The sequence below is a fragment of the Janthinobacterium sp. FT14W genome (assembly GCF_009208755.1).
In the GTDB taxonomy this organism is placed as follows: domain Bacteria; phylum Pseudomonadota; class Gammaproteobacteria; order Burkholderiales; family Burkholderiaceae_D; genus Janthinobacterium; species Janthinobacterium violaceinigrum.
The window spans coordinates 69,488-91,401 of sequence record NZ_WFLL01000015.1 but is presented as its reverse complement, the minus strand read 5'-3'; the positions used below and the strand labels follow the sequence as shown (position 1 = coordinate 91,401).

At 64.5% G+C, this 21,914-nt stretch carries 18 protein-coding genes; 8 read left to right on the top strand and 10 right to left on the bottom strand.

Translation table 11 applies throughout. From position 1 onward, the window contains the following. Positions 1–12: 12 nt before the first annotated feature. The 4 genes from GCN74_RS12675 to GCN74_RS12660 all read right to left on the bottom strand — a co-directional run bounded on the left by GCN74_RS12675 (position 13) and on the right by GCN74_RS12660 (position 4,541). Positions 13–1,218 carry an efflux RND transporter periplasmic adaptor subunit gene (locus tag GCN74_RS12675; RefSeq protein ID WP_152257014.1) on the bottom strand — a complete coding sequence of 402 codons (1,206 nt, stop codon included), beginning with the start codon at positions 1,216–1,218 and terminating at the stop codon, positions 13–15. Positions 1,219–1,230: 12 nt separating this feature from the next. Then, a complete protein-coding gene (locus GCN74_RS12670) occupies positions 1,231–2,469 on the bottom strand; it encodes a TolC family protein (protein ID WP_152257013.1) in 1,239 nt (412 codons plus the stop codon). A gap of 113 nt (positions 2,470–2,582) precedes the next feature. Continuing rightward, a complete protein-coding gene (czcI, locus tag GCN74_RS12665; protein WP_152257012.1) occupies positions 2,583–2,951 on the bottom strand; it encodes a cation efflux protein, CzcI family in 369 nt (122 codons plus the stop codon). A 42-nt stretch (positions 2,952–2,993) separates the two neighbouring features. After that, positions 2,994–4,541: a C13 family peptidase gene (locus tag GCN74_RS12660; RefSeq protein ID WP_152257011.1), complete on the bottom strand. Its 1,548-nt coding sequence runs from the start codon at positions 4,539–4,541 to the stop codon at positions 2,994–2,996. A 185-nt stretch (positions 4,542–4,726) separates the two neighbouring features. Between GCN74_RS12660 and GCN74_RS12655 the strand changes: the two genes are divergently transcribed. Then, a complete protein-coding gene (locus GCN74_RS12655; protein WP_152257010.1) occupies positions 4,727–6,670 on the top strand; it encodes a GAF domain-containing sensor histidine kinase in 1,944 nt (647 codons plus the stop codon). Positions 6,671–6,766: 96 nt separating this feature from the next. Here the strand turns inward: GCN74_RS12655 and GCN74_RS12650 are convergent, their stop codons facing one another. Then, complete coding sequence (locus GCN74_RS12650) at positions 6,767–8,272, bottom strand: DUF3369 domain-containing protein (RefSeq protein ID WP_152257009.1); 1,506 nt, start codon at positions 8,270–8,272, stop codon at positions 6,767–6,769. Positions 8,273–8,709: 437 nt separating this feature from the next. Between GCN74_RS12650 and GCN74_RS12645 the strand changes: the two genes are divergently transcribed. Both GCN74_RS12645 and GCN74_RS12640 read left to right on the top strand, forming a co-directional pair. Then, positions 8,710–9,207, top strand: a complete 498-nt coding sequence (locus GCN74_RS12645; protein ID WP_152257008.1) for a DUF3016 domain-containing protein — start codon at positions 8,710–8,712, stop codon at positions 9,205–9,207. Between the two features lie 201 nt (positions 9,208–9,408). Beyond that, positions 9,409–9,912, top strand: a complete 504-nt coding sequence (locus tag GCN74_RS12640) for a DUF3016 domain-containing protein (RefSeq protein WP_226939014.1) — start codon at positions 9,409–9,411, stop codon at positions 9,910–9,912. Here GCN74_RS12640 and GCN74_RS12635 read toward each other — a convergent pair whose 3' ends face one another. The 3 genes from GCN74_RS12635 to GCN74_RS12625 form a co-directional block, all read right to left on the bottom strand. Beyond that, positions 9,913–10,698, bottom strand: coding sequence for a substrate-binding periplasmic protein (locus GCN74_RS12635; RefSeq protein ID WP_152257007.1), 786 nt, complete (start codon positions 10,696–10,698; stop codon positions 9,913–9,915). It abuts the gene before it with no gap. A 58-nt stretch (positions 10,699–10,756) separates the two neighbouring features. After that, positions 10,757–11,200: a thioesterase family protein gene (locus GCN74_RS12630; protein WP_152257006.1), complete on the bottom strand. Its 444-nt coding sequence runs from the start codon at positions 11,198–11,200 to the stop codon at positions 10,757–10,759. A gap of 147 nt (positions 11,201–11,347) precedes the next feature. Continuing rightward, positions 11,348–12,799, bottom strand: a complete 1,452-nt coding sequence (locus GCN74_RS12625; protein WP_152257005.1) for a PQQ-dependent sugar dehydrogenase — start codon at positions 12,797–12,799, stop codon at positions 11,348–11,350. Positions 12,800–13,087: 288 nt separating this feature from the next. On the opposite strand from GCN74_RS12625, the gene GCN74_RS12620 reads away from it, so the two are divergent. Both GCN74_RS12620 and GCN74_RS12615 read left to right on the top strand, forming a co-directional pair. Continuing rightward, positions 13,088–14,194, top strand: coding sequence for an S-(hydroxymethyl)glutathione dehydrogenase/class III alcohol dehydrogenase (locus tag GCN74_RS12620; protein WP_035824324.1), 1,107 nt, complete (start codon positions 13,088–13,090; stop codon positions 14,192–14,194). Positions 14,195–14,319: 125 nt separating this feature from the next. Next, positions 14,320–14,553 carry a hypothetical protein gene (locus GCN74_RS12615; RefSeq protein ID WP_152257004.1) on the top strand — a complete coding sequence of 78 codons (234 nt, stop codon included), beginning with the start codon at positions 14,320–14,322 and terminating at the stop codon, positions 14,551–14,553. A 4-nt stretch (positions 14,554–14,557) separates the two neighbouring features. Here the strand turns inward: GCN74_RS12615 and GCN74_RS12610 are convergent, their stop codons facing one another. Then, positions 14,558–15,562 (bottom strand): GlxA family transcriptional regulator, encoded by a 1,005-nt coding sequence (locus GCN74_RS12610; protein ID WP_152257003.1) that lies wholly within the window; start codon positions 15,560–15,562, stop codon positions 14,558–14,560. Between the two features lie 115 nt (positions 15,563–15,677). Between GCN74_RS12610 and GCN74_RS12605 the strand changes: the two genes are divergently transcribed. The 3 genes from GCN74_RS12605 (at position 15,678) to GCN74_RS12595 (ending at position 20,201) form a co-directional block, all read left to right on the top strand. After that, positions 15,678–18,824 carry a polymer-forming cytoskeletal protein gene (locus GCN74_RS12605; protein ID WP_152257002.1) on the top strand — a complete coding sequence of 1,049 codons (3,147 nt, stop codon included), beginning with the start codon at positions 15,678–15,680 and terminating at the stop codon, positions 18,822–18,824. Positions 18,825–18,933: 109 nt separating this feature from the next. After that, on the top strand, positions 18,934–19,632 hold the full coding sequence (locus tag GCN74_RS12600; RefSeq protein WP_152257001.1) for a dienelactone hydrolase family protein: 699 nt from the start codon (positions 18,934–18,936) through the stop codon (positions 19,630–19,632). A gap of 152 nt (positions 19,633–19,784) precedes the next feature. Further along, a complete protein-coding gene (locus tag GCN74_RS12595; protein WP_152257000.1) occupies positions 19,785–20,201 on the top strand; it encodes an SRPBCC family protein in 417 nt (138 codons plus the stop codon). Positions 20,202–20,275: 74 nt separating this feature from the next. Here GCN74_RS12595 and GCN74_RS12590 read toward each other — a convergent pair whose 3' ends face one another. After that, positions 20,276–21,892 carry a M28 family peptidase gene (locus GCN74_RS12590; RefSeq protein ID WP_152256999.1) on the bottom strand — a complete coding sequence of 539 codons (1,617 nt, stop codon included), beginning with the start codon at positions 21,890–21,892 and terminating at the stop codon, positions 20,276–20,278. Between the last annotated feature and the right edge of the window lie 22 nt (positions 21,893–21,914).

The window sequence follows — 21,914 nt, the reverse complement described above, 5'->3', positions numbered from 1 at the left end:
GGCTTGACGTGATCAGTGTTCGTGGCCGGCGGCATCCTTGCCCAGCTCCGATTTGAGGACAAAGCTGCCTTGCGCCGCGTACGGCGTGCCGGCGGCCAGGCCCTGCTTGATGTGCGTCAACTTGCCATCGCTGCGTCCCAGCACCACGGGCGTGGCCTGGTAGCCATCCTTGACTTGCAGGAAGACGACGGGCTTGTCTTCCACCGTCTGGATGGCCGTGCTGTGCACGGTAACGGGCGCGTCCGCTTCACCGGATACCACTTCCACCGTGACGAACAGGCCCGGGCGCCACGCCATGTCGGGATTCAACAAGCTGATGCGTGCCTTGGCCGTGCGCGTCTGCTCGCCCAGCAACGCGCCCACATAGGTGATCGTGCCTTGCGCGCTGGCGTCGAAGGCAGACGCCTTGACTTCCGCCTTGCCCCCCATGCGCACGGTGGCCAGGTCTTTTGCGGGCACGGCGATTTCCGCCCACACGGTCGACAGGTCGGAAATGACGAAGATATTCGCGTCTTCCTTGACGGCTTCGCCCAGGGTGATGTGTTTTTCCAGCACCATGCCGTCGAACGGCGCGCGGATGTCGTAGCGGTTCAGCGGCCCCTTGCCGGCGCCGCCGGCACCCAGCGCGCTGAGCTTTTGCTGCGCGTTCTGCACGGCGATTTCCGCTTCGCGCCACGTTTGCTGCGCCTGCAGATAGTCTTGCTCGGCGGAGATTTTTTCGCGCCACAATTTTTCTTCGCGCTCATACGTGGAGCGGGCCAGCGACAGCCGCCGCTGTGCCGACAGCAGTTCGCTGCGCTGTTCCGACAGCGCCGTGCTGGCGATGACGGCCAGCACTTGTCCCTTCTTCACCAGCTGGCCCAGGTCCGCCTGCACGGCTTCCACCACGCCGGCCAGGCGCGGCACGACGTGGGCCGTGCGGTCTTCGTTGAAACGGATTTCGCCGGGCAGGGCCACCGTGGTCTGGATGCGGCCGGGCGCGGCCGTGGCGATGACGACGCCGGCTGCGCGGCTTTGCGCGGCCGTCAATTCCAGCCTGCCTTCCACTGCTTCGTGGCCGTGTTCGTCTTTCTTTTCAGCATGCGCTTCCGCCTTGGCGGCAGGGGCAGGCGCGGGGCTGGACTTGCCCGTGCCGAGGATCAGGGCCGCCAGCACGATGCCGGCCGCTGCGATGGAAGCGATGGCGATCGCCTGCTTTTTGTTCAATGTGATGTTCATGGATGGTGTTCCTTACAGGGGAGCTGGCGTGCCCAGCAGGCGCTCGATGTCGGCGGCGGCGTGTTGCGCTTCCGTCAGCGCGCGCAGGTATTGGTTTTTGGCTTGCAGCAAGGTGCGCTGGGCATCGAGCACGTCGAGGAAGGCGAACTTGCCGAACTCGAAACCCTTGCTGGCCGCGTCGTAGGCGCTCTGGGCGCCAGGCAAGATGTCCTGGCGCAAGCTTTCCACGTCGAGCCTGGCCGTGGCCAGCCGTTCGCTGGCGGCGGCGACGGCCGTTTGCACGGCGAGGCGGGCGGCGATCAGCTCGTCGCTGGCCTTGTCGCTGCGGCGCAGCGCGTCGAGTTTGTTGCCCGCATTGCGGTCGAACAGGGGCAGGGGCAAGGCCAGGCCGATGATGGCCTGGTTGCGGCCCAGTTCTTCCGAACGCTTCATGCCGATGCTCACGGTGACGTCGGGCGTGGCGCGCCGCTGTTCCACGTCCAGCATGGCTTGCCGCTGGGCCAGCGCACTGTGCGCCTGGCGCACGGCAGGCGCCTGCTCCAGGCGCGCCGCCAGGTCGCTGGCCGCGGGCAGTTCCGGCAAGGTTTCCAGGCGCCCCTCGGCGACGGTAAAGCGTGGCGCGGCGTTGCCCCACAGGGCGGCCAGGCGCTTGCGGGCGCTGGCCAGGGTGCTGCGGGCCAGGTTCAGTTCCAGCCGCACGCTGGCCTCGGCGACACGGGCGCGCGTTTCCTCGACGGGCGAGGCCTTGCCGGCCGTGACGCGGCGCGCCGTGATATCGCTGGCGCGCGCGGCCAGCGCCTGTGCGCTGTCGGCCAGGCGCAAGCCTTCCTGCGCCGCCAGCACGTCGACAAAGGCGGAAGTGACGGCCGCGCGCGTATCGGCTTGCTGCAGGGACAGGCCCGCTTGCGCCAGGTCTTCGCCGCGCTGGGCGACGGCGGCGCGCGCCCCCCGTTTACCGCCCAGCTCGATCAATTGATTGAGCTGCACGGTGGTGCTGCGCGTGGCGCGCCGCGTGTCTTCCAGCACGGTTTGCAGTTCCGGGTTGGGCAGGGCGCGCGCCTGTTGCAGGGCGCCGCCCTGGGCCGCCAGTTCATGGCGGGCGGCCGACAGGGTGGCGTTGCCGGCCTCGGCCAGGGCCAGGGCGGCGGGCAAGGTCAGGGGCGCGGCCGCTTCCACGCCAGATTGCGCGTGGGCAAAGTTGCCGGCCAGCAGGCCAGCGGAGAGTAGCAATAGATGGATGGATCGGTACATCGAATTCTCCAGAATACGGAAAAAGAATTCGACGGGACGCGCAGGCTTGCGCCCGGATTATTTCAGGGCGCGCAGTGCGTTATGGTTATGACAAAAGGGGACGTCCCGTCGGCCTAGATGGCCGACGACCAGTCGGGACGCTTGGGAACGTCCGGGATGTGGGAAGCGTAAAAGAAGGGGGCGGTGTCCGCAGTCACGGACGCCGTGTCGCCGACGGGCAGGCTGGAGCCGGCCGGCAGCCATGCATGGCCGATGCCATGGCAGACGTTGCAGTCGCTGTGGGGCTGGCCTTTGGATTGCTTGTCAGCTACTTTTTTATCGCCGGCCGGCTGCTTGTCCGCTTCGGCCTTGTGCTGGTGATTGTGGTGGCCCAGGTGCTGCGCCGCCTTGCCTTCCTCGTGCAGGCAATACGCGCTCGCCGCGGCCCAGGACATCTGGAGCGGAAGCACGAACAGCAGCAAAATGAGGAAGAATTTACGCATGGTGACGGCTATTGTACAGAAAGTAGCAGGGCTGCGCTGCGCTTAGCGCGGCTGGGCGCGCCATGCCTTCAAATGCGCGGCGATGGCCTTGCCCTGGAACATTTGCGGCTCGGAATGCTCTTCCGCTTCCATGCCGCCCTCGTTGAAATCGGCCGCCTCGCGCACCTGCACCAGCACCTTGGCCTGCTCGAAGGCGGACTCGAAGCTGTTGCTCTTTGGCAGCGCTTCCTTGAAATACGCTTCGCTGAAATAAGTGAAATCGTTCTGGTCGTCGCAGCCGAACGAGGTGCGGTCGCGGCGCGCGGCCGTGATGACCAGCGTTTGATCATCCTTCAATGCATCGATGAAACCGCCCGCATAGCAGGCCGAGATCACGATGACTTTCCAGCGGATGCCGCTGTGCCTGAGCATCGACGCCAGCTCCTGCGCGGGCAGGCTGTGCAGGTCCATGCCGTTCTGCGCCAGCGCCAGTTCGTGTTCGGGCGAGCCGTGGCTGGTGAGGAACAGGAACAGCACGTCGTTCTGCTTGTCCATCTTCGCGCCCAGCGCGTCGAGGCTGGCGGCAATGCTGGTGCGCGTGGCCATCGGCTGCTGCGCTACCGTGTTGCGGCTGTTGACGAGCATCAGGGAGCGGCCCACGGTGCCATAGTCGCGGTCGAACTGGCGCTGCACGAAGGCCGTTTCGCGGTGAAACACTTCCTGCGCGCCATCGCCGGCCACGCCCAGCAGGTACAGGTTGATCTTTTTTGCCCCGTCGCGCGGCGCGATGCGCGCCAGGGCGCCGTCGAGCAGGCTGCGCTGGTTGTACAGGGCCAGTTCGATATTGTCGCGCGTGAGCTTGTCCAGGGCCGGGTCGTCCAGCTGGCCTTCCGTCCAGTTGCCGCTGTCTTCGCGCCGGCCGTCCGCCTGCGCCACGGCGTAGCGCAGCACGCCCTTGCCGTCGAACTGGCCATTCTTGAAGCCGCCCCGGTATTCGTCGCCGTCGGCCGTGCGCAGCACGCCCTGGCCCTCGAATTTCCAGTCCTTCAGCTCGCCTTCGTAGTGGATGCCGTCGCTGGTGGTGACGGTGGCCTTGCCCTGCACCTGGCCCTGGACGAATTCGCCTTCGAAGACGGTGCCGTCCGTGTCGGTCAGCTTGCCGGCGCCGTGCGGGCGCCAGTGCTTGAACTGGCCTTCGAAGGTGGCGCCGTCGGCGCCCTGGAAGCGGCCCATCCCCTCGAAGCTGCCCTTGACGAAGCTGCCCGCATAGATTTCGCCCTTGGGCGAGGTGTAGCGGCCAATGCCATCGAAGGCGCCCTGGCGGAAGGCGCCCACGTATTCGACGCCCGAGGACTGGCGCAGCCTGCCCTGGCCGGAAAACACGCCGCGCGCGAAGCCCCCTTCGTAAAACGCGCCGCTCGCGTATTCGAGCCGGCCCTGGCCATGCATCTTGCCCGCGACGAGAGGGCCGAAATAGCGTCCGCCATCGGCCGTCTCCGCCGCCGGCGCCTTGGCTGGCGCGGCGCACAGGGGCGGCATGCCCAGCGCGGCAAAGGCCAGCAGGCCGGCGAGGGTGTAGGGACGAAGGGCGGCGCGTAGCGTGGCGGTCATGAGGACGGTCTGGTCTGTAGGAAGGGGCCTAGTCTGCCACTGTATCGCCAAGGTGGCAAATGCTGGCGTAGCGTGTGCTGCTCTGCCTTAAGGCAAGATTCTCCGCTTTATGCCGTGCCAAGGCGGGGCTGAACTGATAATATTGATTTTCAGAACATATACTTACACAAGGCACACAGTCACCCATGGAAAGCCGTCTCAGCCGCCTGGAAGCCGTTCAAACCGTGTTGCTGGAAATCGGGCAGCGCTCGAGCACCTGCAGCGATATCAGCGAATTCCTGCAGGCGGTGCATGCGGCGCTGGGGCGCATCATGTATGCGGCGAACTTTTATGTCGCGCTCAGCGACCGCGACGACGGCCTCGTGCGCTTTCCCTATTTTGTCGATGAATTCGATGCCGCGCCCGATCCGGACGAGGGCGTGCGCCTGGCCAGCGCGGCGCAGTCGCCCACGGCGTGGGTCATCGTCAACCGCAAGCAGCTGGTGATGACGGCCGACGACGACGCCATGCGCGCCATCGACGGCGGCGCCTGGGGCGGCGGCACGGCGGCCGAGCACTGGATCGGCTGCCCGCTGCTGGACCAGCAGCACCAGGTGCTGGGCGCCATCGTCATCCAGAGCTACGACGCCCAGCACCGCTTCAGCCTGGAAGACCAGGCGCTGTTCGCGCTGATCGCCACGCACGTGTCGAGCGCCCTGCAGGGCATGCAAAGCATGGACCGGCTGGAAAAGGCGGTGCAGGAGCGCACGGCGCTGCTGGCGCACGAAGTGGCCGAGCGGCGCCGCGCGGAAAACCTGCAGCATGCGCTGTATGAAATCGCCAACCTGTCGGCGCAGGCCTCCGACGCGACCACCTTGTACACGCGCCTGCACGCCATCATCAGCGAGCTGGTGACGGCGAAGAATTTCCTCATCGCCCTGTATCACCCGGACAACAAGGACATCACGATCCCGTATTTTGTCGATGAAAAAGATGCGCAGGCGCCCGTGAAACGCTTTCATTACGGCATCGGCATGAGTTCGTATGTGCTGGCGCGGCGCCAGGCTTGCCTGCTCGATGCGGACAGCTATGCGGCGCTGGTGGCCAGCGGCGAAATGGAAGAGCCGCTGGGCAATACCAGCATCGCCAGCTGGATGGGCGCGCCCATGCTGTTGGGCGAGCGCAAGTATGGCGTGATCATCGTGCAAAGCTATGACTCGTCCGTCGTGTATGGCCAGGCGGAACTGGACGTGCTGGCCTTCATGGCCAGCCACGTGGCCGTGGCGATGGCCCGCATCCAGGCCGACAGCGCCATGCGGCGGGCCAAGGAAGCGCTGGAAGAGCAGAACGCGGCCCTGAACAGCGCCCTGAACGCCTTGCAGGAAGCGCAGTCGGAACTGGTGCGCCAGGAAAAGCTCGCTTCGCTGGGGCGCCTGGTGGCGGGCGTGGCGCATGAAATCAATACGCCGCTGGGCATATGCGTGACGGCCACCAGCCACCTGGTGCAGGAATTGAAGCTCACGCGCGAAGACCTGGACGGCGGCCAGCTCGATGAAGACGGCTTGCGCCAGTTTTTCGACATCATCGACCAGACCCTGCGCATCATGACGACGAATACGCAGCGCGCCGCGGCGCTGGTGCGCAGCTTCAAGCAGGTGGCCGTGGACCAGTCCTCGGACGAGCTGCGCAGCTTCAATCTGCGCAAATACCTCGATGAAATCCTGCTGTCGCTGCAGCCCAAGCTGAAGGGCAAGCCCATCAAGGTGGATATCGAGTGCGCGCCCGACGTGCAGCTGCGCAGCTATCCGGGCGCCGTCTCGCAGATCGTCACCAACATGGTGGTCAATTCCCTCGTGCACGGCTTTGCCGAAGGCGAGCCGGGCAGGATCAAGATCGGCGTGCGCACGGCCGGCGAGATGCTGGAACTCGATTACAGCGACGACGGCATGGGCATGGACAGCGCCACCCTGGGCCAGCTGTTCGACCCCTTCTTCACGACCAAGCGGGGCTCGGGCGGCAGCGGCCTGGGTGCGCACATCCTGTATAACCTGGTGACGGGGCCGCTGGGCGGCACGGTGAAGGTGGTCAGTGCGCCGGGGATGGGATTGCACTACAAGATCCGCTTTCCATTGGAGCCGAAAAGCGCTTGAAAACCTGAAAACGGCGGCTTGGCCCGTGAAGCCGGGGTCAGACCCTGAGGGTCTGACCCCAGTATCTGCTCTTGGGTTAAATCTGGAATCCGGAACCTAATCAGGGAAACGTTGATTCAGCGCAAGCGCTTCGTCGAGATTGGCAATCAGCAACTCCACATACTGCGGGTCCAGGTGGCTGCCGCTCACTTCGCGCAGGTAGCCCACCACGCGCTCCAGGGGCCAGGCGTCCTTGTAGCAGCGCTTGTGCATGAGGGCGTCGAAGACGTCGGCCACGGCGGCGATGCGCGCGTATTTGTGGATGTGTTCGCCGGCCAGCCCCTGCGGGTAGCCGCTGCCGTCGTATTTTTCATGATGCTGGTGGGCGATCACGGCGGCGGCCTTCAGCAGCGGACGCTGCGAGCCGTCGAGGATGGACATGCCCACCGTCGGATGCTGCTTCATGATTTCCCATTCGGCCGCGTCGAGCTTGCCGGGTTTCAGCAGCACGGCGTCGGGCGTGGAAATCTTGCCGATGTCATGCATGGGCGCCGCATGGCGCAGCACCATGGTTTCCTCTGCCGACATGCCGGAGGCCTGCGCCAGCAGCTGGCACACTTCGGCCATGCGGCGCACGTGGTTGCCCCCTTCGTGCGAGCGCGATTCGACCACGTCGCCCAGGCGCAGGATCAGTTCGGCCTGGGTATCGGTGATTTCCTGCGTCAGCAGGATATTGTCGAAGGCAATGGCCACGCCCGAGCAGAACACTTCCAGCAGCTGCGCATCGAGGTCGGAGATTTCTTCCACGCCCTTCAAGACCAGCAAGGACGCCTTGCCGCTGCTGTTCGGGAAGTAGCCGACATAGGTGTCGCCATGCAGGCGCGAAATCTTGTTGCTCTTGGCATCGTCCAGCTGCGACAGCAGGGACGGGCTGAGGATGCCGTCGTCCGTGTCGCCGATCTGCGCGAGGATTTCATAATCCTGCTCGCCCGAGATGGCGCTGGCGCCGCGCAGGCGCAGCAGCATGCTCGTTTCCAGGCGCAGCAGGGCGACGACTTGCTGCAGCAGGCCGCTGGCGAAGTCGCGCAGGTTGCGCTGCTTGAAGATGTGCGCCGAGGCGGCGATCACGCGCTCGAGGCCTTCGCGGTAGTGGAGCTGGGCCTGGCGCGCCTCTTCCACCTTCATGATGTCGCGGTAGGCGCGCAGGGCGGCAAAGGTGGTGGTGAACAGCTTGGTGCGGTCCAGTTCCGTCTTTTCCTTGTAGTCGTTGATGTCGTAGTTGACGATCACCCGTTCTTCCGGCGCCTGTCCCGGCTGTCCCGTGCGCAGCACGATGCGCGTAAACTGGTTGCCCAGGTCTTCGCGCATCCAGCGCGCCACTTCCAGGCCGCTGTCTTCGCGCTCCATCACCACGTCGAGGAAGACCAGCGCGATGCCGTCTTCGCGCGCCAGCACCTGCTTGGCCTCGGCGCCGCTGTACGCATGCACGAAGCTCAGCGCACGGCCTTCCAGGCGGAAACGGCTCAGCGTCAGTTCCGTGATGTCGTGGATGTCGGGTTCATCGTCGACGAGCAGGACTTTCCAGGGAGGTAACTTGGGCGAGGCTGAAGACAAAAATGACATAAGGACGAGTTCCGCTAAAAGGCATAACTGACGCAATGCTGAGACGCCTGCGCCAGGCTAAGCTGTGCGCCACCACTGGCGTTGCGCGTTTTTCGGGCGCATTTTGTCGATTGTAGACTGACAGCTAAGTATTAACAATAAGCAAGAACAATTGACTAAAATCATGCAACATCCATGCCAAAAAGGCACTTTGGATCCATGCTGCCGACACCAGCTATACTTTATCGCTTAGGCAACTATATTTTCAAGACAATACTTTGTTTTAGTCAATATTGCCAATGAATCCGTAAAAAATCTGCGGCTTGCCTCCCCTTGTTCGTTACACGCTGCAAGAAAAGTAACAATGTATTAGTTTCTCTTTAGAACGAAATGCATCGCGCTATATTAAAAAGTAAAAAGTGGCCGCAGCGCCACCAACATTCTTGAAAGGACTCATCATGAAAACGACGCGTACCTTCATTGCTGGTCTGGCTTTGCTGGCGAGCAGTGCTGCCTGGGCAGGCACGGAAGTGCATTTCACCAAGCCCGAACAATTCACGGACTTGTCTTTCGATCAGACTGAGCGCGACAAGGTGCTCAAGGACTTGACTGCGCATTTCGAGAAGCTGGGAGAGTCGCTCAAGCCCGGGCAAACCCTGAAGATCGAGGTGACGGACCTGGACATGGCTGGCCGGGAAAACCCCGCCCTGCGCCCCACGCAGGATTTCCGCGTGATGAACGGTCAGGCCGATTGGCCCCGCATGCGCTTGCATTATGTGCTTGAGCAAGATGGCAAGGTCATCGGTAGCGCCGATGCGGCCCTGTCCGATATGTCTTATTTGACGCGTATCAATCGTTATTCCAGCGGCGACAAGTTGCGCTACGAGAAAAAGATGATCGATGACTGGTTCTCGAGCACGTTCGGCACGCAAGTGAAGCGTCCGGCACGCAAATAAGCCGGCCAGCCGGGACGGCAGCGGCCGATTCCCGCTGCCGTCCCGGGCGCGCATTGGTATTGCGCTACAGAAATTTTCACTTCAGGCTATAGTCGCTCCAGCTGTCGCGATGCGCGGCAACGTGGTGCTACCTGGAAGTCGGACTTTCTGAAAGGAACGGATATGCGTATTTCCAATGTGATGAAAACGTGGCTAGCGGCAATGACTTTGCTTGCCTGCAGCGGTGCCTGGGCAGGCGTGCAGGTGAACTTCGAACAGCCAGACAAATATACCGACGTACCGTTCAGCACGCCCGACCGCGATGTGGTCCTCAACGGGCTGGCCGATCATTTCCAGTTTCTGGGCAAGAGCCTGCCGCCCGGGCAGCAACTCAAGATCGAGGTGACCGACGTCGACCTGGCAGGCCGTGAAGATGTCACGCGCCGCGGCGCTTTCGCCATCCGCGTGATGGATGGCCGCACCGACTGGCCGCGCATGCGCCTGCGCTATACGCTCGAGCAAAACGGCAAGGTCCTCGCCAGCGGCAACGCCTACCTGTCCGATATGTCTTATTTGCAGCGTATCGGCCGCTATTCCAGCAACGACTCCCTGCGCTTTGAAAAGCAGATGATCGACGACTGGTTCAGGAATACCTTTAATATCAAGCCCAAGGGGCGCAGCAAGCCCGTCGTGAGCTTGCAGCAGCGCGAAGTGCAGGGCAGGTAGTCAACGCAAGTAAGCCGCTTCGATGCGCGCCAGCTGGCCGCTTTGGCGCAGGGCCAGCAGGGCGGCATTCATCTGCGCGACGAAATCGGCCTTGTAGGCCGGCGTGTTGCCCGCGCTATAGGCGATATACGTGTCTTCGGACGACAGTTCCAGCACTTCATGCAAGGCAAAGCCGTAGCGGGCCAGCTCGCCGCGCAGCCGGCGCGCCGTATGGCGGGCCGCGCCACGGTCGCTGGCGTAGCAATCGATGCGCCGCAGGGCCAGTTTCTTCAGATTGGCTTCATTGCCCTTGGCCGCTTCCAGGTGCAGCAGCCCCTGGCGGGCGGGCGCCATCAATTTCTCCGACAGCAAAAAACCCGTGTTGACGCCGATGGTCAGGCCGGCAAAGTCGGCGGGAAAGCGCGTGCGCGGCGTGCGCATGACGGCGTCATGGCAAAACAGGACCACCGATTCGCGGTACAGCACGGTCGAATACGGTTGTACGTATGGCCGTTCCGTCTTGCGTCCCGGCGGGAACAGGCCGAACACCTGGCCCTTTTCCAGCGCATCGAGCCCCCGTTTCCAGGGGCGCGGCTGCAGTTCCAGCCGGTAAGCGGGCATCGCGCTGGCCGCCTGGCGCAGGATATCGATATACATGCCCTTGAAGACGCCGTTTTCCACATAGCTGTACGGCGCATAGTCGTCGTCGCCGTACAGGATGACGGTTTGCGGCGCGGCCAGGGCGGCCGGCCACGCGCCCAGCAGGGCCAGGGCCAGGCACAGTCTTGCCGTTATCGCTGATTGCATGCCGCTCCAGTTTTAATGTCTTCCTGGCAAGCATACAGCATGACGGCAGGGCTCTCGCTCAATCGACCCAGTTCACCTGCGGGAACTTGCTGCCGAAATCTTCGGGCATGGGCACGACCTGGCTGAGCTTATAGTTGAAAAACACAAAGCCGGACTTGGCCATCGCGATCAGGGTGCTGTCGCGCGGACGCGTGATGCGGAAGGTGATGTCGCCGCCATATTTATTGAAATCCATGACGCCCACTTCGAACAGCAGCTGGTCGCGCGCATGGGCTTCGGCGCGGTAGGTGGTGGCTAGGTCGGTGACGATGATGCCGGTGCCGTCCGCCTCGACGTCGCGCACGCCATATTCGAACAGGAAGCGGGCGCGTGCCTCGGAAATCATGGAAATCATGGAATCGTTGCCGAGATGGTTGCCGGCATTGATGTCCGTGGTGCGTACCGTCAGTTGCGAGGAATAGCAGTACTGGTCTTCAGGAAATTCAAGTTTCAAACGGGCCATGGTGTTCTCTTGAGCTGGGGCGCAGGGCGCGGCGGAAAAAACCCATTCTAGCCGGTTCCCCGCGTCCCGTCGAAAACGCCCCTGGCCCGCGCGCGTGGGTCCGCTTCAGCGGCGCACGCGTATTGGCCTACGCTGATTGGCGTACGCTTACTTGCGCACGATCCGGTAGACCTTGCCCGTGCCGCTCAGCATGTACAGCTCGTTTTGAGCATCCTGACCGAAGGACAGGATATTGCCCACGTTCGTGATGCCCCAGTCCGTCACGGCGGAGGCCGTGCCATTGCCGTAGCTGAAACTCTTCAGCCAGCCGCTGCAATAATCCGAATACAGGTACTGTCCCGCCAGTTCCGGCAGGGCCGTGCCGCGGTACACATAGCCGCCCGTGATCGAGCAGCCGCCGGCCGCATCGTGGCCGTATTCGATGGCGGGCAGGACCAGGCCCGCCTGGCTGCAGCTGCTGCTGTTGTAGCAGTGCGCGCCTTCCATGATGTTCCAGCCATAGTTGTTGCCCGCCTGGCCCACGGGACGCACATCGACCTCTTCCCAGCTGGCCTGGCCCACGTCGGCGATGTACAGCAGCTGGGCCGGCACGTCAAAGGCGTAGCGCCACGGATTGCGCAAGCCATACGCCCAGATCTCGCCGCGCGCGCCCGCCGTGCCGGCAAACGGGTTGCCCGGTGGAATTGCGTACGGCTGGGCTACGCTGCTGGCATTGACGTCCAGGCGCAGCAGTTTACCGAGCAGCACATTCGTGTTTTGCGCATTGCCGGGCGGGTCGCCCGCGCTGCCGCCGTCGCCCGTGCCCGCGTACAGGTAGCCGTCCGGGCCAAAGCTGAGCAGGCCGCCATAGTGGTTGCTGAAGGTGGGGTGGGCAATCGTGAGGATGGTCAGCGCGGACAGGGGATCGGCCACGTTGGCGTTGCCGGCCGACACTTGCCGCCGCTCGATGACGATATCGCCCGCCAGGTTGGTGTAATAAATGAAGAAATAGCCATTGCTCGCGTATTGCGGATGGAAAGCCAGCGACAGCAAGCCCCGCTCGCCGCTGGTGCTGGTCAGGGTGCCGATGTCGAGGAAGGGCGTGGCCAGCAGGTTGCCGTTCTGCAGTACGCGGATGCGGCCGGGGCGTTCGACCATGAAGAGGCGGCTGTCGCCGGGCGGCGCGATGAGGAAGATGGGGGCGTCCAGGCCGCTGGCCACCTCTTGCAGGGCCAGGGCCAGCGGCGCCGTGGCCGCATAGCTGACGCTGGCGCTTGCCGTCGCGCCCGCATTGACTTGCACCTGCTGCGTGACGGGCGTGGGCGCCAGCGTCCCCGTGCCTTGCGCCACGCTGGCGGCGTTGAGCGCATAGGCGCCGGGCGCCAGGTCCGTCAGGGTGGCGCTTGCCGTCAGCAGCTTGCTGTAGGCCCCGGGACCGCTGAGCGTGACGGCGCCCGCCACGCCGGCCGGCAAGCCGTTGATGGCCACGGCCAGGCTGCCGGTCGCGGCGCCGGGCGGGTGGTGGCTGCTCCCGCCGCCGCAGGAAGACAGCAGGACCAGGCAGCATGCCAGCAGCAGGGCTGGCCAGGCGATCGGCAGTCGGGATAGTGCGTTGCGCATGTTAGTCTCCTGGGGGAACGGTGAAATGGCGAGTCAGCGGGAGCGAGTCAGTGCGATACATCATGCTGCTGTTGCTGCTGTTGCGTCCAGAATGCGCGTTTTTATGCCTGCAAGATTGAGCTTGCGCAAGCGTACGCCTGGCGTGCGCCGAGTGTCCGTGCGCTGTTGCACCTTGCGGCGGCATCGGACAAATGCGCCGCGTTTTCAGACAAGCCCGTGGCCGCCTGCCCCGCCGCGCCCGCCCGCGTCCGATAATGGCGCATCTGAAACCGAGCAGGAAGACACCCCATGAAAACCAAAGCCGCGATTGCCTGGAAGGCGGGCGCCCCGCTGACCATCGAAGAAGTCGACCTGGCCGGCCCGCGCGCCGGCGAAGTGCTGGTCGAGCTGAAAGCCACGGGCATCTGCCATACCGATTACTACACCCTGTCGGGCGCCGATCCGGAAGGCATCTTCCCCGCCATCCTGGGCCACGAAGGGGCTGGCGTCGTCGTCGACGTGGGCCCGGGCGTGACGACCCTGAAAAAGGATGACCACGTCATCCCCCTGTACACGCCCGAATGCCGCCAGTGCAAATTCTGCCTGTCGCAAAAGACGAATCTGTGCCAGGCCATCCGCTCCACCCAGGGCCGCGGCCTGATGCCGGACGCCACCAGCCGCTTCTCGCTCAATGGTCAGCCGCTGTTCCACTACATGGGCACGTCCACCTTCTCGAACTACATCGTCGTGCCGGAAATCGCGCTGGCCAAGATCCGTGAAGACGCGCCGTTCGACAAGGTGTGCTACATCGGCTGCGGCGTGACGACGGGCGTGGGCGCCGTGCTGTTCTCGGCCAAGGTCGAGGCGGGCGCCAACGTGGCCGTGTTCGGCCTGGGCGGCATCGGCCTGAACGTGATCCAGGCGGCGAAGATGGTGGGCGCCGACAAGATCATCGGCATCGACATCAACCCCGCGCGCCAGGCCATCGCGCGCAAGTTCGGCATGACGCATTTCATCAACCCGAACGAGGTGGAGAACGTCGTCGACGCCATCGTGCAGCTGACGGACGGCGGCGCCGATTATTCGTTCGAATGCGTGGGCAACACGACCCTGATGCGCCAGGCACTCGAGTGCACGCACAAGGGCTGGGGCAAGTCATTCATCATCGGCGTGGCGGCGGCCGGCCAGGAAATTTCCACGCGGCCGTTCCAGCTGGTGACGGGGCGCGAATGGCGCGGTTCGGCTTTCGGCGGCGCACGGGGACGCACGGACGTGCCGAAGATCGTCGACTGGTATATGGAAGGCAAGCTCAATATCGACGACCTGATCACGCACCGCTTGCCGCTCGAACGCATCAATGAAGGTTTCGACCTGATGAAGAGCGGCGAATCGATCCGTTCCGTGGTCCTCTACTAAGTTTAATGGACTGATCGGCATGTACTCATTGCGCAACACTTGACGGACGGGGCAGGGCGGCAGGCTGTACTTCGCTGCCTGCCCCTGCTAGTGTGAAGGCATCCGCCTTGCTTTGGGAGCCATTCATGTTTGCCACTGCCTATTTGCTGACCTTGCGGCGCATGCTGCCCGTCTTCCTGGCCGCTGCCCTGTGTGCGCTGGCCGCGCTATGGTGGCGCGATGCCGCCATGCCGGCGTCGCCCACGATGTGGCTGGGCTTGCTTGCCACCTTCCTGCTGTGCGCACTGCTGTTTACGCCGCTGGCCCGCCAGCGCCGGCAACTGGCCACGCGCCACGTGCGTCACGGCAAGCTGCGCTGAATTGCTAGCGCGCCGTGCTGGAAAAGCGTTCGCGGTAGTCGCGCGGCGTGATGGCGAGTTTCTTTTGAAACAGGCGGCGCAGTCTTTCCTCGCTGTGCAAGCCCGCCTGCACGGCCACTTGTTTTAAGGAAGACACATTGTCTTCCAGCAAGCGGCGCGCCACTTCGAAGCGGGCCGTGTCGATGAATTCCGTGGGGCTGGTCCCCGTTTCACGCTGGAACACGCGCGTAAAATTGCGCTCGCTCATGGCCAGCCTGGCCGCCAGCAGCGGCACCGTGAGCTCTTCGGCAAGATGTTCCATGATCCAGCCCTGCAACTGGCGGATGGTGGGATGCGTGGTCATCTGGCTCGACAGGTGCACGGAAAACTGCGACTGGCCGCCGGGCCGCTTCAGATACACCACCAGGTCGCGCGCCACTTCCAGGGCGATATCGCGGCTGAAATCGTCTTCCACCAGGGCCAGCGCCAGGTCGATGCCGGCCGTGACGCCGGCCGACGTCCAGAATTTCCCTTCCCGTACGAAAATCGCATCGGCATTGACCTGTATCAAAGGATAGCGCTGGCGCAGGCTGTCCACGGCGCTCCAGTGCGTGGCGGCGCTCTTGCCATCGAGCACGCCCGCCTCGGCCAGGAAGAAGCAGCCCGTGCACAGGGCTGCCAGCGTGTCGATGCGGGGCGCCGCCTCGGCCACCCAGGCGGCCAGGGCGGGGATATCCTGCAAGACCTGTTCGACGTGGTGGCAGCCGACGATGACGGCCAGGTCGGGCAGGCGGTGCGCATCGAGCGCCTTGCTCGCGTGCAGCGACATCAGGGTGTCCGACTCGACGGGGCCGACGGCCGTCGAGGCGATGCGCACGTCGTAGCCGCCGGGCAGGTTGCGCAGGCGCAAATGCGTGTTGGCGTAGTCAAACACCTTCATGGCGCCGATGGCTTCGAGCGCCTTGAAGCCGGGATAGACGATGATGTCGACGGTGCGCAGGGGGAATTCTTTGGGGCTTTGCTTGATCATGCGATATGCGCGAGGGGGATAAATACTGCCATAATGCAACAACAGCGATGGCGTAGGTTAGCATGAAATAATCCGCGCGCCCGCTGGCTCCCCACCCATCGGATTCCTGGATATCGTGCGCTTACTCCACTTTTTTGTTGCCCTGACATTGCTGCTGGGCTCATCCATTGCCCAGGCGGCCACCCTCAACTTCAATGGCGGTACCGTCAACGGCTGCAGCCTGGCCGGCACGCAATACACGTGCGCCAGCCTGCAGATGGCCGATACGGATGCCGTCGTCATTGCCAGCGGCTATGGCGTCACGGTCAACAGCGACGTGAGCATCGGCTACAACCAGGGCCTGAGCATGAGCGGCACGGCTGCGCTGACGGCCAACAAGAATCTTGATTTCAGCAACACCAATACGCCGAACCTGAGAATCACGGGCGGCAGCCTGACGGCCAAGGGCGGCACCTTCAAGGTGGGCGGCCAGAGCAACAACAACATCGTGGCCGATATCACGGCCGCATCCGTCTCGCTGGGTGGCACGGCCGTGCGGGTGACGGGCAATATCACGGCCACGGGCAATATCGACATTTCCTCCGGCTCGGTGTTGAACGGCGCCATCACCGGCGGCTCGATCAGCGCCAATTCCAACGTCACCATCAGCGGCAGCGTCAAGGCCACGGGTGCCGTGAGCATCGGTTCCAGTTCGACCATTTCCGGCCCCATCAGCGGCGCCACCGTCACCACCAGCTCCAGTGTGACGATCACGGGCGACGTGACGGCCAGCAATTCCTTCAGCCTCGGTTCGGGCAGCAGCCTGACGGGCAACACGACGGCGTCCGTCGTCAGCATCGATGCGTCCAACAGCAAGGTGCAGGGCGACATCACGGCCAGCACCTCGCTTTCCGTCGGCTCCGGCAGCCAGGTGAAGGGCAACCTGACCTCGCCCACCATCGACCTGAAGGCGTCCGGCCTGCTCGTCACGGGCGACGTGAAGGCCGCCAGTTCCTTGACCATTGCGTCCGGCAATGGCGTCAAGGGCAATGTCGAGGGCGGCAACGTGACGCTCGACTCGTCCAACGCCTATATCACGGGCAACGCCCTGGTCGACCATATCACCCTGGGCTGGCAGGGCCGGGTGCAGCAAACCATCACCTGCAAGGCCTATACGCCATCGAATCCGTGCAGCTGCGTGACGAACAATAGCGGCTGGCCCTACACCGACCCCATGGGGCCGAAGTGCGGCCCCGGCACCCAGGCCGGGCCGCATCACTTTCAGATCACGCATCCGCCCTCGGCGCTCAGCTGCGCGCCCGCGCCCGTGACCGTGACGGCCTGCGCCGACGCGGCCTGCAGCACCGTCTACACGGGCGCGGCCCAGGTCACGCTGACGCCGGGCGGCGCCGTGGCGCAAATCAACGCCACCCAGCCGGCGACGGGCACGGCCACATCCAGCGTGGCGCAGACCACGCCGGCCAGCAATGTCCCCCTGGGCCTGAGCAGCACGCCGGCGACGACGGGGGCGCTGGTCTGCAAGAGCAGCGTCGACGGCAGCGTGACCAATTGTCAGATGGCATTTGTCAGCAGCGCGCTGCAGGTCAACGGCGTCCCCCGTTATGCCGAGGTCGAGGGCCCCATCGCCATCAGCGCGCTGCAGGTATCGGCATCGAATCCGCGCGCCTGCGTGCCCCTGTTTGCCAACCAGAACAAGACCTTGCAGCTGCGCTGCACCTATGCCAATCCCGGCACGGGCACCTTGCCCGCGCGCATACAGAACAAGGATGGCAGCTACATCCCCCTGGCCGCCAACACGGGCAGCGCCTGCAGCGCGGCCGGTGCCGCCGTGCAGCTGGCCTTCGATGCCAACGGCCTGGCCACGCCGAACATGCTGTACGCCGATGCAGGCGCGCTGGGGCTGACGGCCACGTATGCCTCGACCAGCGGCAGCGACAGCGGCCTGACCATGACGGGCAGCGGCAACGTCATCGTGGGGCCCCAGCGTTTCGTGTTCGGCACCATCGCCACGCCGCAGCGCGCCGGGCTGGCGGCGCTGCCCGTGGCGCCCGCCACCCGCATCAGCGTGTCGGCCGTAAACGCGGCCGGCGCCGTGACGGCCAATTTTGGCCGGGAAACGACGGCGCAGACGGTGTTGTTGGATCGTCTATTTGTCGCGCCCACCTTTTCCGGCGCCGCCAACCCCGCAGTCGCGGGCAGCCTGGCTTTCAACAATGGCAACGGCATCGGCACCGCCAGCAACCTGAGCTGGGCGGAAGCGGGCACCATCCAGTTTACGGCGACGATGGCCACCTACCTGGGGGCCGCGCCGCCAGCCGTGAATGGCGTCGTCCCGCCCTTTACCACGGGCCCCAGCAACAGTGTGCAATTCATCCCGCACCACTTCGTCACGGAGGTGCCCGGCAGCGAACCCATGCCTTGCAAGGCGCCATTGTCCTGCGCGGCGGGCAGTTTCATCTATGCGCAGCAGCCGTTCAAGCTGCGCGTCACGGCGCAGAATGCCGCGAACGGCACGACGCTCAACTTCGACGGGCGCGACACGGCCTTGACGGCCCAGGTGGCCTTGCGCGCCTACGATGCCGCCACGGGCCTGACGGCCTTTCCGCCGGCGACGCCGTCGGGCAGCCGGCTGAGCGACGGGACGGCGGCGCAAACGACCGTGACGGGCATCGCGCCCGCCAGCTTCACGACGGGCGTGGCCAGCAGCCAGATTGCCTACCGCTTTCCCGGCGCGTATGCCGTGCCGGCCGCTACGGTCGCGCTGGCGCCGCCGACCGACGTGCTGTTCCGTGCCACCACCCCCTATGCGGGCGCCACCGTGACGTCGGCGCCGTCCGATGCCGGCACGGAAGCGCGGCTGACCGTGCTCACGGGCCGCATCATGGTGCCCAACAGCTATGGTTCCGAGCGCCTGCCGATCCGCCTGCCTGTGCAGGTGCAATACTGGAATGGCAGCTGGCTGGGCAACGTATCGGACAGCACCAGCCAGTTTCCCCAGGCCGGCGTGATCCTGGCCAATTGCCGCCAGGGACTCGGCGCGGGCACATGCAATGGCGCGACGAAAGTGCAGAACGGCACCTACACCTTTGCCGGCGGGGTATTGCCATCGCCCAACGGCCAGTTGGTGCTGCTGGCGCCCGGCGTGGCGGGCAGCGTCGATGTTTCCGTGGGCAGCCTGCCTTTCCTGCCCAGTACCGTGGGACGCGCCGTGTTCGGCGTGTTCAAGTCCGGTCCCGTGATTTACTTGCGTGAACTGTATTAGATCTTTGTCAATGCGGCCGTGCCGGCTTGGGCGTGCCGGCGCAGGCGGGGGGAAAAACCAGTAACATGCCTGGCTGTGGCATTCCCCCCAACCTCAGACTGGAGTTTCTATGAGCACAACATCGCAGTGGATCGATATCGCCGGCCCGGACGGCAGCTTCCAGGCTTACCTGGCCGTGCCGCACGTGGGCAAGGGCCCCGCCATCATCCTGTTGCAGGAAATTTTCGGCGTCAACGAGCACATCCGCGCCGTGGCCGACCAGTACGCGGCCGACGGCTACGTGGTGCTGGTGCCGGACCTGTTCTGGCGCGCCGGCGCGCACATCGAGCTGGGCTACGATGCGGACGGCTGGAAGCGCGCCGTGGAACTGATGCAGGCCACCGATAACGAACATGCCTTGAGCGATATCAAGGCCACCATCGGCGTCCTGCGCGCGCGTGCGGAAGTGACGGGCAAGCTGGCGTCCGTCGGCTACTGCTTCGGCGGCCGCTTGTCGTTCCAGACGGCCGCGGCCGGCCTGGTCGACGCCGCCATTGCCTATTACGGCGGCGGCATCCAGAACAAGCTGGACCTGGCCGACCGGATCCAGGTGCCGCTGCTCATGCACTTTGGCGGCCAGGACAGCCACATCCCGCCGGAAGCCGTGCAAAAGATCGCCGAGCGCTTCGAAGACCGGCAAGACGTGGAAATCCATATCTATCCGGGCGCCGAGCACGGTTTCAACTGCACCCACCGCGACAGCTACCAGCAGCGCGCCGCCGCCCACGCGCACGGCAATTCCTTGATTTTCCTGGCAGAAAATCTGTAAGACTTCCTTGCCAGCCAGGCCAGCCGCCGCTGTCCCTCTCGATATGCGCTCAGCAGCAAAGCTGCGCGGGCGCTAAAATAGCGGCTGTGCCGGGCAACTCCGGCCGGCCGGGCGCGGCGCCCGGCAAACCTGGATGAGGAACCGAATTAAAGATGGCCCAAGTAATTGTTTCTGTAACATTGGCGGCAAGCGCCGAACGCGTGTGGGATTTTATCGGCGGCTTCCAGTCGCTGGCTGAATGGTCGAGCTCGATCAAGACCAGCCTGTCCGAGCACGGCGGCCGCGTGCGCCGCCTGAAAACCACGGACGGCGCCATCATCGCCGAACGCCTGCAAAGCTACAGCGAAGCGGACAAGAGCTACAGCTACACCATCGTTTCTGGCCCGATTCCCGTCAAGAACTACCGCTCCACCCTGCGCGTCACGGGCGAGCCGGGCGCCGCTACCTGCGTGGCGGAATGGTCGGGCGAGTTCGACGCGGCCGAAGGCGTGGAAGAAGTCATGGTCGGCGCGTTCCAGCACCTGTACGAAACGGCATTCGTCGACCTGAAACGCATCATGGCAATTTAATCACTGCAGGTCAGACCTCGGGTGAGCAGTAAAAACACCGGCCAAGGCCGGTGTTTTTGTATGCGTGGACAGTTTTAACGTTGGACCTTGCCAAACGCCTCGCCCTTGTTCCACACCGGCAAATTCTTGTCGTTCGCCACTTCATAGCCCAGATTCAGGGTGAACTGCGCCTGCTGCACCATGCCCGACAGGTCCCACGACGGGTGGTACTCATCTGTTACTTGGTGGTAATCCTTCTTGAACGCCACCAGGCGCTCGCTCGATGCTTTCGGGTCCTTGACGAAGTCGAACGAGCCGTCGCCGGAAAACACGGCCGAGCCCACGTTGAAGGCGGGCACGCCGGCCTTGGCAAACGCAAAATGGTCGGCCCGGTAAAAGGCGCCGGACAGGTCTGGGATCGTTGGCGCCAAACGCAGGCCCATGCGCTTGGCCACCTTGGCGGCGCTGGCGTACAGGCTGCTGCGCTCGGCACCGGCCACGCCGATGTCGTGCGTCTTGCCGACGAAATTCATGCTGTCCAGGTTCAGGTCGGCAGCCGTTTTCGCCAGCGGCCACAATGGCTTGCGCGTGTAGGCCGTGCTGCCCAGCATGCCCGTTTCCTCGCCGGCCGGCCACAGGAAGATCTGCGTGCGGCGCGCCGGCTGTTTGACGGCGACCTGGGCCATGGCCAGCAGCGCTGCCGCGCCCGAGGCGTTGTCGATGGCGCCGTTGTAGATGTGATCGCTTTGCCCTGAGCGGGCGCTGCCTTCGTCATCCTTGCCCAGGTGGTCCCAGTGGGCCGAGTAAATGACGGCCTCGTCCTTCAGCTTCGGGTCCGTGCCGGGCACGATGCCGGCTACGTTGAATTGCTCGATGCTGCGGATCTGGCTGTTCAGCGCCACCTTGACGGTGGCGTTCAAGGCCACGGGGCGGAACGCGCGCGTTTCCGCCTGTGCGCGCAAGGCGTCCAGGTCTTGCCCGCCCGCCTGGAACAGGGCGCGCGCCATGTCTTCCTGCAGCCAGCCTTCCATCGCATTGCCCGCGCCAGCCAGGCTGAAGCGCTCATGGCCGAAACCGTTGGCCGGCACGGACCACGGATACGACGCCGATGCGGTCGTGTGGATCAGCAAGACGCCGGCGGCGCCCTGGCGCAGCGCTTCCTCGTACTTGTAGACCCAGCGGCCGTAGTAGGTCAGCGACTTGCCGGCAAAGCGGTTCGGCTCGCTGGCGGTCGGCTGCGGGTCGTTGACCATCATGACCACCAGCTTGCCCTTCAAGTCGACGCCCTTGAAATCGTCCCAGTTTTCCTCGGGGGCGCGGATGCCGTAGCCGGCAAACACGACGGGCGCGTCGAACGCCACTTTTTCCTGGCCATTGGCGGCGCCGAAGACGATGTCCTTGCCGACGGCGGGAGACAAGGTCTTGCCGCCCGCGCTGAACGTCACTGTGCTCGATGGCAAGGCCTTGCTGCCGACGATGGTCAGCGCCTGGCGGTAGGTGCCATCCGGCAATGGCTGCAGGCCGGCCACGGCTGCCTGGGTTTCCAGGTAGCGCACGGCCAGGTCGCCGCCGCGCTGGCCCGTGCCCCGTCCTTCGAGCAAATCGTCGGCCAGGAAGGACAGGTGGGCGCGCAGGGGCGCTTCGGCAACGTGCGGTTGGGCGAGGGCGGCCGTGCCGAACAGGCTGGCGGCGAGGACAAAGGTAAAACGCATGACAACTCCAAAAGTGAATACG